Annotated in this window: 11 protein-coding genes; 5 read left to right on the top strand and 6 right to left on the bottom strand. The window is 46.5% G+C overall.

Features of this window, described 5'->3' with window-relative positions; translation table 11 throughout:
• The first annotated feature begins 70 nt into the window (after positions 1–70).
• On the top strand, positions 71–1,168 hold the full coding sequence (locus NDA03_RS09960) for a tetratricopeptide repeat protein (RefSeq protein WP_348237948.1): 1,098 nt from the start codon (positions 71–73) through the stop codon (positions 1,166–1,168).
• 199 nt (positions 1,169–1,367) lie between these two features.
• Here the strand turns inward: NDA03_RS09960 and mnmH are convergent, their stop codons facing one another.
• Both mnmH and NDA03_RS09950 read right to left on the bottom strand, forming a co-directional pair.
• Positions 1,368–2,546 carry a tRNA 2-selenouridine(34) synthase MnmH gene (gene mnmH / locus NDA03_RS09955; protein ID WP_190672573.1) on the bottom strand — a complete coding sequence of 393 codons (1,179 nt, stop codon included), beginning with the start codon at positions 2,544–2,546 and terminating at the stop codon, positions 1,368–1,370.
• 106 nt (positions 2,547–2,652) lie between these two features.
• Positions 2,653–3,834, bottom strand: a complete 1,182-nt coding sequence (locus NDA03_RS09950) for an aldo/keto reductase (RefSeq protein ID WP_348237947.1) — start codon at positions 3,832–3,834, stop codon at positions 2,653–2,655.
• 72 nt (positions 3,835–3,906) lie between these two features.
• On the opposite strand from NDA03_RS09950, the gene NDA03_RS09945 reads away from it, so the two are divergent.
• Positions 3,907–4,437: a DUF3421 domain-containing protein gene (locus tag NDA03_RS09945; RefSeq protein ID WP_348237946.1), complete on the top strand. Its 531-nt coding sequence runs from the start codon at positions 3,907–3,909 to the stop codon at positions 4,435–4,437.
• A gap of 158 nt (positions 4,438–4,595) precedes the next feature.
• Here NDA03_RS09945 and rpiA read toward each other — a convergent pair whose 3' ends face one another.
• On the bottom strand, positions 4,596–5,306 hold the full coding sequence (gene rpiA / locus NDA03_RS09940) for a ribose-5-phosphate isomerase RpiA (RefSeq protein WP_190415094.1): 711 nt from the start codon (positions 5,304–5,306) through the stop codon (positions 4,596–4,598).
• Positions 5,307–5,577: 271 nt separating this feature from the next.
• Here rpiA and NDA03_RS09935 point away from each other — a divergent pair, with 271 nt between their 5' ends.
• The 3 genes from NDA03_RS09935 (at position 5,578) to NDA03_RS09925 (ending at position 9,903) form a co-directional block, all read left to right on the top strand.
• Positions 5,578–7,518 (top strand): tetratricopeptide repeat protein, encoded by a 1,941-nt coding sequence (locus tag NDA03_RS09935; RefSeq protein WP_348237945.1) that lies wholly within the window; start codon positions 5,578–5,580, stop codon positions 7,516–7,518.
• A gap of 826 nt (positions 7,519–8,344) precedes the next feature.
• Positions 8,345–9,451, top strand: a complete 1,107-nt coding sequence (locus tag NDA03_RS09930) for an EAL domain-containing protein (protein WP_348237944.1) — start codon at positions 8,345–8,347, stop codon at positions 9,449–9,451.
• Between the two features lie 59 nt (positions 9,452–9,510).
• Entirely contained in the window at positions 9,511–9,903 is a 393-nt protein-coding gene (locus NDA03_RS09925) for a hypothetical protein (protein ID WP_348237943.1), read from the top strand.
• Positions 9,904–9,953: 50 nt separating this feature from the next.
• Here NDA03_RS09925 and NDA03_RS09920 read toward each other — a convergent pair whose 3' ends face one another.
• From NDA03_RS09920 to NDA03_RS09910, 3 genes are all read right to left on the bottom strand, one after another.
• A complete protein-coding gene (locus NDA03_RS09920; RefSeq protein ID WP_190415098.1) occupies positions 9,954–10,466 on the bottom strand; it encodes an RNA-binding protein in 513 nt (170 codons plus the stop codon).
• Positions 10,445–11,182, bottom strand: coding sequence for a hypothetical protein (locus NDA03_RS09915; protein WP_348237942.1), 738 nt, complete (start codon positions 11,180–11,182; stop codon positions 10,445–10,447). The genes NDA03_RS09920 and NDA03_RS09915 overlap by 22 nt, the downstream gene beginning before the upstream one ends.
• Before the next feature lie 566 nt (positions 11,183–11,748).
• A complete protein-coding gene (locus NDA03_RS09910; RefSeq protein ID WP_348237941.1) occupies positions 11,749–13,902 on the bottom strand; it encodes a caspase family protein in 2,154 nt (717 codons plus the stop codon).
• Positions 13,903–13,929 lie beyond the last annotated feature (27 nt).

Raw genomic sequence — 13,929 nt, 5'->3', positions numbered from 1 at the left:
TAGCCATTCTGGATTCATGCTTCCGGAATAGAAACACTGAGCCATTGTAGAAACTCAAGATAAATCGACCGTGCAAAAACAGACTTTATTAGTAGCTAGTCTCTTGTTGGTGCCAGCGATCGCTACCATCAAAATGCCAGTTGTCCAAGCGGCTCCACTGGTAGCCCAAGGCAGTCAACAGCAGGTGAGCGAACTGCTGCGGCAGGGGCGTAAGTTGGTGGATACGGGAGATATTGCCAGAGCCTTGACAATTTATCAACAAGCTGCGGCTCTCGATCGCGAAAATGCCCGTATCTTCTCCGCCATCGGCTATTTACAAGCAGTTCAGGGCAACTACCGAGAAGCCGCTAAAGCTTATCAACAGGCTGTCACCCTCGAACCGAAGAATGCTGATTTTCAGTATGCATTGGGGTACGCTCTCGCGAATCTTGGAGACAATGCCAGTGCCGCAGCCGCCTACCAGCGTGCTGCCCAGATCGACAACAAGAACCTGAATGCCTATCTAGGATTAGGGGTGGTATTACAGCGTCTAAAAGATTATCAAGGCGCAATGCAAGCCTATGAAACTGCCCTCCAGCTCGATCCGAAAAATCTACAAGCTTATGAATTTATCGGCTCCGCCTTCCTGAAGCAGGGGCGTCCCGCAGAAGCGATTCAAGCGCTCCAACAGGCTGTTGCTCTCGCCCCAAATGACAGCGGCGTGCAGTTGAACTTGGGAGACGCCTACATGAAGCAAGGCAACGTCACGGCTGGGATGGCGGCTTTAGAACGGGCAGCCAAGATTGAACCTCGCAATGCTCAGATAAGCCTCCAAATTGGCAAAATTTTGCAAACCGGGAATAATCTGGATGATGCCTTAAAGGCTTATCAACAGGCAGTGAAGATCAAACCCGATCTCGTGGAAGCTCAGACAGCGATCGCTGATATTTTGTTAAAGCAGCAGGACTACCTAATGGCAATTGTTGCCTATCGGCGGTTGGTAGAACTGTCGCCGGAAAATGCACAAGCTTACTACAATCTGGGAGTGGCGTTGAGAAAGCGAGAAAGAGTACCCGAAGCGATCGCAGCTTTTGAGCAAGCCCGCGACCTTTACCAGCGTCAAGGTCAGAAGGAAGGCTCTCAGAGAGCGACTTCCGCCCTTAGAGAGCTTCAAAAAGACAAAGGCTAAGGGCAAATGGCGAATAACTGATGGATAGTTTCTTAAAAACTTATTAAGAGTCTCGGCTTGTGGAAATTTCTGCGGATAAGTTGGACTGCAAGATACCTCCTAACTGCGTCCTCAGCCCCATTGATGTTAGAACAATTTAGAACATCTAATGGGGCTTCCGTATTTTCAATTTTGATTTTCGACTTTAGATTTTGGATGATTAGGCTGGGGTTGAGCAACGGATAGATTTTGGTTGTTCGCTCGTAGAACTTGCGCTTAAATCTAAAATTTTGACCAAAGCATCAACACTCGCATCCGATAAATCCGCCAGGGAAACCACCCGCTCTAAATTGGGAAAGCAGCGACGGATAGCATGGTTGTAGCTCGGATCGTAGTGGCACTCTAGCAAGTCTCTCACCAATCTTTCCCACTGTTGGGTATCAATGAGCTGGTACCATTCTTGGAGTTTTTCCCAGCCATAGCGGGATTTTAGTCTGTGCAACTTCGCTTTTAAAACTTCCGGGTGGGTCATTAAGTGAGGATATTCTTGCAAAAGCCACTGAATTCTAGCTTCTACAGGCATCTCAATTTCTACACAGCTTGCTTGTTTCATTTGCTGCCAAAGAGATGGGGGCACATAAATCCGCCCAATTTTATTACTCTCCGCTTCCACCCATACGGGAAAGTTGGGATCGAGGCTTTGCAACTGTTGCAGTAGCAGGGATTCAAAGTGTTTTTGGGATGGCTGAGGCTGGGGATGGGTTATCGGTAATTTCCCCTCAGCTCCAGATGCGATCGCCCTTGTTTCTACAAGCTGCTCCTCAGCGCCACTCCCACTCTCCCACTCTTCACCCAGGAGAGAACCGCGATGGTTTGCCAAACCTTCCAGATCCAGCACCTGAATGCCAAACTCAGCCAGACGGTGCAAAATGTGGGTTTTACCGCTGCCAGTCATTCCAGATAATATCCGGAAGGTAAAGCGTTCCGGGAGGGCTTGCAGTTGCTCGCGTACCAAGGAACGATAGGTTTTGTAGCCCCCTTCGAGGACAGTGACTTGCCAACCAATTTGACTCAAGACGGTTGCCAAACTGTTAGAACGCTGTCCTCCCCGCCAGCAGTACACGAGGGGATGATAGTCTTTGTCTTTTTCGGCAAAGTGATGGGTGAGGTGACGGGAAATATTTTGAGCGACTAAGGTCGCTCCTAGTTTACGGGCAGTGAAAGGACAAACTTGTTTGTAGAGCGTTCCGACTTTAGCGCGTTCCTCGTCATCCAGAACGGGCAGGTTAATGGCACCGGGTATCCGATCTTCAGCAAATTCGCTGGGTGAGCGGACATCAATAATTTCGCTGTAAGTTTCTGTCTCAGATAGCTGAGTATAATTGGGCGATCGCGGCATTGTTAAATATGAATGGCTAATTGCTGATGGCTAATTGAAGGATTGTTCAAGAGCCACTTTTCGATTAGCCACTCTTTGATTAGCCATTACCTCAACTCATACCATTTTAGGTTTGGGATAAGCGTTTGAGGGTTTGACCGCCTAGCATTCGGTCAGTTTCTTCCAGCAATGCGGGAATTTTGTCGGCGTGGGGACTATGGGTAAGACATTGGCGGAGGTCTAGTTCTCGAACCCGATCCGCTTTGGCTCCAGGAAACCAGTGGCTGGCGTTGCCCAGCAGGTTGTAGCGCATTTTAGCGTACTCGATCATATCGTAGGCGATCGCTAGATTTCTCAGCCACAGAATCACTTGGATATTTAGTCCCCCCGGCGTTGCTTCTGGCTTTGGTAAACCAACGTGCCAGGTTTTTACCCAGTCTTCTCCTAAGGTAGCGATCGCTTCTTTCTCCAAGCGATCAAGAATTGGCAACAAAACCGCCTCTGAATTCTCTAACAGCGGCAAGGTTTTCAAGTGTTCGTCAAAGTCCTCTGGTCGTGACGCCCCCACACTAAGAGTATGCACCTGCGGATGACTCAGGCAGAACAAATCGTTAAACACGATTGGGCTGAGGGGATAGCACAAATCCACCAATTTTTGTGGCGGTTTAAACAGCATTCCTCCTTTCTCTGAAGGACTGATAATAAAAACGCCCATATCGTGCTGAGAAGCTGCCTCAATGGCAGACCAGTTGAATTGATTGATGTAGTACCAGTGCAGGTTAACGTAGTCAAACTGGTTCGTCTCAATCGCCTTCACAATTACATCACTTGGCCCGTGCGTCGAGAAGCCAATAAACCGAACTTTGCCTCGATCTTGTAGCTGTCGCGCCACTTCCAGACAGCCGCCCGGTTTGATGCTATCGTGTAGCAAATCGGCGGTATTGATGCCGTGTAGCGACAGCAAATCAACGTAATCTAGCTTTAAGTAAGCTAGGGACTTCTCAAATTCCTGGCGAAATTCTTTACTCTCTGTTTTAGGGCTGATTTTCGTCTGGACAATCAGTTTTTCGCGGGGAAAAGTCGGCAAAATCCGCCCCAACTGCATTTCGGAAGTGCCGTAACCACGGGCAGTTTCAATGTGATTGATTCCAGCTTCAAAGGCTCGACGAATCGTTGCTTCTACATTCCGTTGATTATCGCGAGGAATTCTCCATCCAGGTACATCCTGCCACTTAAACTGATAGCGCATTCCCCCGCAAGAAAACACGGGCATTTGTAATTCTGTACGCCCAAATCGCCGATACTGCATCTTTATAAATACATAAGAAAACTGCTGAATTGTGCTTGTAGTTAAGCACAACTATTTTTAGGGTAATTGACGATGCTTGCAAACGTTGTTCGTGCTACCTTGCTATCTTTTTTACCAGCTACCTTGCTTCTGGCATCGAGTTCTGCGATTCTGGCTCAGAATAACTCTGGTTCTGAAGCTTTAAATTGGGTAGGTGCATCGAATGGAGACATCCCCCCCAATGCTGTGGTTGGTGGATCTGAATCGGGGCGTCGTTTGTACATCTGTCGCGCCGAATATAACGGTGGCGTGCATCCGGGAAAAGTTGTTGCCAACAATTGTAATTTTGGTTGGGGCGGAGAGGAAATTCTCGCCCCTTTCTATGAAGTTTTAACCGCGCCCCGAAACGTTCGGATTGTTTGGATAGCAGCATCGAACGGACGGGTGCCAGCAGGTGCGATCGCGGGTGGGATAGAAGCAGATCGAGATCTATTTATCTGTCGGGCTTCTCACAATAAAGGCGTTCATCCCGGAAAAATTGTCGCTAGCAATTGCAATATCAGTTGGGGAGGACAGGAAATTCTCAAGCGCAACTATCAGGTAGCCGTGCTGAGAAATCGTTAAAAATCTGAGTTTAAGCTGGTGCGATCGCTACAGTTGAACGTAAACCCAAAAACGCCTGAAACTCAGGATAGGGTCGGATTTTGTCTCGCACGGGAAAAGAGACAAAATCCAGGTAGAGAGCAGATTAGTAATTTTGCTCGGAGGCTCGCAAAAGAAGATTAAGCTTCTCGCACAATGGGCTTCCCATCTACCACTTCGCCCACTAAAACTAAATCTGTGACGCCCACAAATAAACCATTTTCCAAAACGCCAGGAATATTATTAAGCGTCTTTTCCAGTTCTCCAGGATTATCGAGGGTGTCAAACTTTACATCAATGACCAGATTGCCTTGATCCGTGACAACGGGACCCGCTTTTTTGACGCCCATCCGCAGTTCTGGCTTCCCGCCTAGCTTTTCGATCGCCCGCATCACGGGTGTTATCGCCATCGGAATTACCTCGACTGGCACGCGGAAGGTGGAACCCAGCTTGTCAACCAGCTTGGAACTATCGACCACGACGATAAACTGCTCTGCCAAACAATCTACTATCTTTTCCTGGGTGTGGGCAGCACCGCCCCCCTTAATCAAATTGTGCTGCGGATCGACTTCATCGGCTCCATCAATGGCAATATCAATCCGATCGGCTTCATCCAGGGTGGTTAAGGGAATTCCGTACTGTTTAGCCAGCACGGATGCTTGAAATGAGGTGGGGATACCTTTGATGTCTTTGAGGTCGCCAGACTTCAAGCGATCGCCCAAAGATTCAATTGCATAAGCAGTCGTCGATCCGGTGCCCAGTCCCACTATCATCCCCGACTGGACGCGGGCGGCGGCGGCTTTCCCAACTTCCTGCTTCATCACCTTAACGGGATCTTGTTCTGCACTCATTCTTAAAACTCCTGGCGATATTGACAACTTAGCTCTGTAGGCTAGGATCGCTTAGCAATACTACTCGGTTCACTTCTCTCCATTGCCTCTCTACCTCTGCCTAAACCACTTCTAAAAGACGAGTGTTTTTAGCGATGAGGAGAGTCCAACCCCCCTTCTCTCCGCGGGAAGGGGGTGTGAGGGGTTTGCTCCGCTCCGAAAAGTATGCGATCGCGTAAACCTAAACCAACTCAGCTGCAACAGTCAGTCTACTATCTGGAGTTCCCTTCCTATGACTCAGGGTGAAAATTTTTCTCAGGAAGATTATCAACACGACTCAAATCTGACTCCAGAAGCACACCATCAAAAAAATCAGGGTGAGCAAACAAGCACTACACGCAAAGCCTTATTGCTGTTTGAAGAAGGATTAAAATTAGCCGAAATAGGAAAGTATAAAGAGGCTGTTGCTCATTATCAAGAGGCTTTAGGTCTTCAACCGGATTCTGATAAAATTTTATACAACTATGGACTTTCCTTATTTTATTTAAGCCGCTACAACGAAGCTGTTAGTTGCTACGACAAAGCGATAAAGTTAAATCCAGATTATTCCGAAGCTTGGAGCGATCGCGCCCATGCACTGATCATGTTAAATCGTGGGAAAGAAGCACTAGCAAGTTGCGAACAGGCTTTGCAAATTCAACCAGAATCTTATCAAGCCTGGTACAAGCGAGGCTGGGTGCTGAGTAAGTTAAATCGCCGCAAAGAAGCGATCGCTAGCTGCGATAAAGCTTTGGAGATTAATGCAAACGGCTATGAAGCTTGGTGTACCCGTGGGGCTGTGCTACCGTTACCAAAACGCCGCCAAGAAGCACTTTGCAATTTTGATAAATCTTTGGAAATCAATCCAGCCTATCAGCGAGCTTGGTACAATCGGGGTTCGTTACTGGTAAATTTAGGGCGGGATGAAGAAGCACTGGCTAGCTTTGAAAAAGCCACTACAATTCAACCAGATTGTCAAGAATTTTGGTTTCCTCAAGCCTGGTACGGTCGAGGCTTTATCCTGGCAAAGTTACATTGCTATCAGGAAGCGATCGCCAGCTTTGAAAAAGCCTTACAACTTAAGCCGGAATATGCGGCGGCTGCATTCTATAAACTCATCTGCTTGCTCATAACAGGTAAGATTTTTCCGCATTTATTAAATTCTGAAAAAAGGAATCACCTATTTAACGATCTAAAAATTATTGTCAATGCGTTTAAGTATCAGTTTTTATTTATTGCAACATTTATTTTTGTCATCAGTTCTGCTCAATCACCTTGGGCAACAAATTTTAAGCAAATATTTTCTACGTTATTTTCGGTTGCAATTATTTGGTTTATCTTAGGAGATCTTTGGAAAAATAAGTCCCAATTAAGTTGGGTATTAGCAATTTATTTTAAAAGTGGGATTTTAAGTTATGTCCGGGCAGCTTTTATTCTTTTTGTTACCTTAACGACATTTGCAGTAGTAAACCCATACGTCCCCCAATTTATGCAATGGGGATGGGCTAGTGCGGTTTTCGGGAATTCTGGAAATATTATATTTCAACCGTTTGATACGATTAAAAGCATTCAACCTCCACCACCAGATAATATTACTTCTCAACTTTCCAGCCCCAGTGAAAGCTTACCACCCGATGAAAAAGTTGTAATTCAACCCAAGCAATCACCCGATGAAAAAGTTGGAACCGATGAAAAAGTTGTAATTCAACCCAAGCAATCACCCAATGCAAATGTTGCAACTCAACCTCGCCCGATACCTAATGAAAAGGCTGCAAATAAGACCTATAAAGCAGTACCGACAAACAGTACAAATCAAAAACCCCCTTTTGATTACACAAAAGTTTTGATGGTTGTTTTTTGGCTCTGTTTAATTTTAATGGTTCCCTTTTGGGCTGGATTGGAGGAAAAGATTTTTCGTCAAGGTGCTAACACCTGGAAGCAGATAATCGGGAATTCTACAGCTTTTGGTTTAGTCCATATCACCGTAGGAATTCCTATTTATGCAGGTTTTCTGCTGATTATTCCAGGTTTCTTATTTGCTTGCCGCTATAAATTTGTACATGACCAGTCTTTCAAAAAAAATAATAATGAAGAAATAGCTCAGGAAGCAGGAGTTCAGGCAAGTACAGCCGATCATGCAATCTACAATGCAATCCTGATCACTTTTTTGGTTTTTGTAATGTTAACTGCATAATTCAGATAAGGATGCGATCGCATCCTCTCTTCTCCTGTCACTCACCTAATGCCGCGCCAGCACTATTCCCTTCATGGAAGCGATCCATTAAGCTAGCATTTCCAGCAGCAGGGACGAAGGTGGCATTCGTCTGTCCACAACAGACTTCTTGAGTTACAAAGCATACCCGACGACTGTAAGCGTATCAAAGCAACCTTTGCCTGTCCTTCAAACAAAGTCCGCGCAGGCAGACGATATAGCAGTTCTCATTAAGAGTGCAATCCACTCGGAACCTTACCCCATGCCTGTTTCCGCTTTTCGGTGAAAGGCAGCAGGATCAAACTTTACTGCATCCAAACAAGAATCCCTATATATAAAGATTCACTGAAGCAGGCTTAGTTTGTATAGCTCTAAGCTTGAGTCTGTTAGCATGAGCGAAGCATCTGGGAAAGAGCGACACGTTAGCGATTCCCTGTCGTGATAGCTTCGCTTCACGCGCAGCATGAAGCGAACTTATGGCGGTTCTCTCTCCTAGTGTGCCGATTTACAAGAAACCTCCCTGTACTAAATGAAACTTTTGAGTGCCTATATGATTTTGTAGGAACATCTCCTGTGGGTTCGCAGAGGATGGCAAAGTTTTGCCTAAAACGGCTCATGGCAATTTGAGCGCAGCCTATAAGCACATAATGTTTACTACGAGCTTCCCATTTTTTGAAAACTAACCTATAGTACCGTTGGGAATACCTCTTACGCCCTCAGGCAGAAGACAGTTTCAATGGATACAGGGTATTTCCTGGTTTGATATATCTTTATTCCTTAGAAAAAAATATTGGTAGTCTCTGCTGTAATGTCACAGATTCATCCGCTTAATCTGGTTATCCAACCTGATGACAAGGAAACTAGCTGCTGTCTTTCCAGCATTGGGTTTCAGGAGCTTCCTGCCATGCCTCAGCTTCTCTATCAAACTGTAAATAATCGTGAACTGGTTAGTATTTTCGTCAAGATCAGCCAAGTCCTTTCAGAAACCAGTCAAGCTTCCTCACGCTTTTTTCTGACGCGAACCGAGCAAAAGGATTCTTCTATAGAGACATCGTCACGCGATTATCAAAATTTACTAGGAGATTTTTTAAAAGCGCAACCGATTAGTACGATTACCCAGGCGGTTAAATATGCTTGGTTTTTTCAGATTTTAGCGAAGCAGCAAATATTTTTTCACTATCAGCCTATTTTCAATTTATCAACCGGCGAAATAATTGCTTATGAATGTTTGGCACGCGCCAAAGACGAACACGAAGCACACTTCAGCGGTTATCAATTAATTGAAGCAGCCCTTTCGACAAACTTGGCTTACGAGTTTGATGAACTGGCTCGGACAATTTGTTTACAATCAATTGCTAACACCAAGAGCCATCAAACATTTTTTATTAATATCTTACCCAATGTAATCAGCAAAGATCCTGCATCCTTAGAGCAGAACATCAAGTTAATTCTCGACCTGGGATTACAACCCGAACAAATTGTATTTGAATTAACCGAAGTAGAAGCGTTGGTCAGCTGTCCAAAACTCTTGAAAACCATTAATCGCCTGCGAGAACGGGGGTTTGGAGTTGCTGTAGATGATTTGTGCGCCTGTGTTTCGCCTGACAACTACTTCATGGAGTTTTGCCCCGATTTGATCAAGATAGATCGGCGATTGGTACATGGTTGCAGCCAGCATTCTCTCAAGCAGGTGATGCTCAAAAGTTTAGTGAATTCTGCTCATAACTTGGGAATTCGAGTTGTCGCTGAGGGACTTGAAGACAGGGAAGATGTTGAATTTTGCCGCGATTTAGGGGCAGATTACGGGCAGGGATTTGGCTTAGCAATGCCCCAGGTAACTTTGCAGCAGCAACGGCTCGATTTTGTGAAGTCGTCGCTCAGGATTTTGTCTTACACAGATCCCTGCACCTGTTAAAACTAGATGCTGTAACCAGATGCTGTAAGATGCTTTCCTGGTACAACTGACTCTTATCTATGCAGCTTGAATTTATTCCAGTCGAAGAATTTTATTTCGCACTAACCTTAGCCGTCAAAACTTTGGAGGAAGTGGAGCAACCGGGTTTAATAGAACAAGTGCGATCGCGCCTCAACCTCAAATACGGTCAGCCTTCGACCGTTGCCGCAGCCACCCAGAATACGTTTAATTATGTATTTCGGGTTTTAGAGCTAGACAACAGCCCTGCAAGTCAGCTGATTGTCTCAGTAGCAGACTGGCAAGGCAAATTGCGTCTAAGCAGTGATTATGGCTGGACTCTCGATGAAGATCGCAAGCCCGTTCGCACCGAACGATTTAACCAACGACCAGAATTTGCTAAGCAGCTACGCAGCTACCTGCAAGACTGGTTGCAACTCCCTCTGAGTAATTAGCTTTTAGTTGCTTAGTCATTAGTCATTAGCCTTTGACTAATGACTAATGACTAATTGCTTTGAGCAGCCAACAGTTCCTTCAGCTTCGCCAATTCGCCAGCCCAACGGGGGTCGGGTTGAAAGGTATCTGATTCATTATTAGATGTTGCCCCTTCAGAGCGCCGTGACTTCTTGTTACTGCCACCGCGACGACCACCACCGCCGCCAGTGGGAGCGGGAGCGGGAGCGCCACCGCCGCCGCTAGCAGCTTTGTTGGGGTCCTTAATCGGAGCTGGAGCTGCTGGACGAGGTTCTTCTTCCCCTTCACCCTTAGCTCGTGGCAATGCCTTTTCTATTTTCAGCGGGCTTTCTTGGAACATCTGACCGTTGAACTTTTCAATAATTTCATCAGCCAGTTCATCCGTCTTCACGGTTACAAAAGCAAAACCCCGACATTTGCCGGTTTTCCGGTCTTTAATCACCTTGGTGGAAACAGAATCGCTCATGTCCCCAAAAAGGGCTTGTAACTCCTGACGGTCTACTTCTTCTTTGGGCAGATTGCCTACATACAAACGAATAGACATGGAAAAATACCTCCAGACTCAATATCTTTAGACAAAAATTGCGATCGCGCACAAAGCGTATACTCGATTGGGCTGCTCGCACTAAACCCGATCTTCGGTGACAGCTTCTCCCAATCAACCTTACGGCTTATTTGGAGATTTCTCGTTTCAGCGAGAGCCTTTTGGTCTACCCCAACTCCACAGCCTGATGGGATGACCGCCGCCTTTTTCTTCATTTTCCTGAAAACGTTTTCATCTCGATTAAGAGCCAATCCGTCATCAGAATAGAAAAACCATCTATCAGCCTGCGTCTTGAAAAATTCCGCCTCACAGCTAGAATCTTCTTGAATCGTGCCAGATGGATGTACTAGCCCATAGAAACGCCTTCCTGCAATCAACCCCTTAAACGCCGAATAGCGCTTCTTCCCGGCACCGATGAGCGCCAAGATAGACACGAATTTTTCCCATCCAGCACCCGTAACAAACTTTGCCAATTTGCTCCCGGCGAGTTTTTTGTTGATCAAGTCTCGATCGGCAACCACCATTAATTGCTTCAATAGCCAGTTGGCAACTTGTTGGTAAAAATTTTGACGCTGGTTTGCAACATTTAACGGTGACAATTCAATCTGCTGGACAGCTTTAACTCGATGCTTACTGCCCTGTTTCTGGCGAGACAACTGACGCTGTAACCGCTCAATCCGCTTCTGGGCTTTCCTATTGTATCGAGGGATTGCCACCTGCTCAACGCAGTTTCGTAATAGTTGAAAAAAAAGTCTTTTATCGGCTGGAAATAAAGAGTTTATTTTTTTAAAATTGCGCTTTTGGCTGCAAGAATCTAGCTTATCTCTAATTGATGCGATTGAACAACTGCTTTGGCAATAGCAGTTAGTATTACAACCTTTTTGTTTCCACCAGTTAAAGCGTTCAGCCAACCGATAATTGTACTGCCATCTGAGCGCTTCTATCCATTCCTCCATTGTAACTAACTGCTGCTGACTTGGGCGCAATCGATACTCATGGGCGATTCTCATTAGAGAATTGTATCCTAAATTACTGTAATCTTTGCACTCGACCTTTATGGATATCGAGTGGTTTACAGCAGTATCGAGGCGAGACGTTTGCGATCGCTCCTAATTATTGCAAGATATTAACATTATTTTTAAAGGTATCACGGTCTCTGCTATGGGGCTAGTTTAAACAGCAGATTTCCGTCTTTAGCAGTATCTTCAGGCGTGAAACACTCAAACTCCACCCCCAAGTGGATCGGTTCTCAAGATACTGCTTTATGTTCTCGCCGGAACGGTCAAATAACTTCAAAGGTAATCGACATCGCCGCCATCTGAGTTGTATCTACGTTACTCACGCCTTGGGGAGAGTTTCCAGTGCCGCGCGTGCCTTCCGCGAGGTCATCCAGCAAATCGCCGACCACTTGAGTTGGCTCCGAAAGAGCTACGGGGCCTCTTGTATCCCGTGGTGCTAGGTTCCGCAACGCTTGCAGGGCTTTCCGCAGGGGCGTGCTACTGGCAACAATCAAGACTTCTGCGACTCCTGTGGGTTCTTGGGTGACAAGGTTAAATTGATCGTCAGTCCCAGGAATTTGTAGTGTTTGCCCAGCCTTCACCTGCGTAACATCATCGGTCGCCGTCCACTGATTCGGGAAGATTGCCGATATTTCTCCCGTTGGGTCAATGACTAGGACGCTGAAATAGAGGTCGCGCGGCTCGTTATTTGTAATCTGGAACTGCACCGACGTTCCGATTGGTAACTTGCGGGCATCTGAGGGAAGATTTCCTGAAGAATTATTGGAAGAAGTTTTTTGACCGATACTGCGATCGCTACCGCGAACGGTGAAAGCGCTAGCCAAAATTTCATTTTGACCGGCTCGATTCATCGAAGCATTGACGTTTAGGCGCGATGAATTGGTATTCAGAGTGAGTTTGACAATCCTGGCTGCTAGTAAAGATTTCAGTTTGGCTTGCAGGCGACTGACAGCATCGGCTACGGTTTCACCAGCACTGCCAAAGGAGTCAGGAATCGGCTCCATCGCTGGCGAAAATAAACCTAAACTGCCCTCACTCTTCATCCTTCCAAAGATGTATTGCACCTCTTGCTGTTGTAAAGGTACAGCTTCAAGGCGCTTGATCGCTTGCAAAGCTTGCTTCGCCTGCGCGGTGTCGTTGCCTAAAGAGGGATCAAGACCAATTTTTAAAGTTACATCACTGGGAATCCCGCGAGTGCGTTCCTGCAACAGCGATCCGGGTTTGGCAGTTTTTAACAATTTGCCGCGTCCGATTAAGCCTTGACGAGATTCTAACTGCACGACTCCTTGTTCGCGCCCTTGGGAGTCTACTACGGTGAGAAGGGCATCTTGCTCAAAAGCCGCTAAACTTTGGGGGTTGAGTCCGCCCAGCCATAATTGAGCTTGGTTGCCTTCTACTTTAGTGATCACAGCTTCCGCTGGAGGCGTTTGTTGACCAATAAAGTACATCGGTTGCTTGAGATTATTGCTGCCTGGTTTTGCCTCAAATTCAGGGTTTTGACGAGATGACATCCGTGTAGTGTTACGACCAATATTGGGGAGGGCGCTGGCAAAAGATTCGCTGCCAGTTTGTTGCCACAGATATTGAGTCATTAAATAAGTAAAAGCACCGGCATAAAAGTCGCTGAAGGGGGCATCTGCGGCATACTGTTCCCGCTTGGCGGAGGCGATGACGACACCTTTGGCGACACCCTCGCGACGGCGGCGCACAAATTCAGCAGGTGAAAGATTCAGGCGAGAGAGCCATTGTTCCTGATATTCTATTTCGGCGGGAACTGGTTGAAGTTGGGAACCCCCATCACGCGATCGCACGACTAAATTCCCCCGTTTGCCGCCACCTGAGTGACAGCTATCCAGCACTGCGGTAACGTTCTCTGTCTTCAGGGCATCCATCAATAAAAATAAGGTGTGCCCCATGATGTCCTCGACAACGCCTCTTTCATTGGGAAATCCGGTAGGCAGCGCACTATCGATGGGCACAAAGGTACTATTAAGACACTTCCCTGTCGGGTCTTTGAAGTCGCAGTCGGGATCGGTTACTTGGGAACCATGCCCTGAGAAGTGAAAGACCACGACATCCCCGGCTTTAGCTTGTTTAATCAGGTGTTCTTCAAAGGCATTTAAGATGCCCTTACGGGTAGCTTGCCCATCAGTCAGGAGCAGAATGTCTTTTGGATTAAAGCCAAATCGGTGAATCAGCAATTGCTGCTGCAACTCGACATCAGTGACGCATCCTCGCAACGGTGCTGTTGGATAGGCATTAATCCCCACCAGCAAGGCAAGTTTGCGAGGCGTTCCTTGAGCGATCGCACGACTAAAGCGATCTCCTTGCTGCATAATCTCCAGCTGGCTCAAACCCAGCGTTGCCAAAGTCGATCCAGCAAACTGCAAAAACTGACGACGCTTAATGTAAGGCATAATTACTTCTAACTAGATTGGTGTTAC

Source organism: Trichocoleus sp. Lan (genome assembly GCF_039961855.1).
In the GTDB taxonomy this organism is placed as follows: domain Bacteria; phylum Cyanobacteriota; class Cyanobacteriia; order Cyanobacteriales; family FACHB-T130; genus FACHB-T130.
The sequence above is the reverse complement of the archived record's forward strand: the minus strand, read 5'-3'. Positions and strand labels throughout refer to the sequence as shown.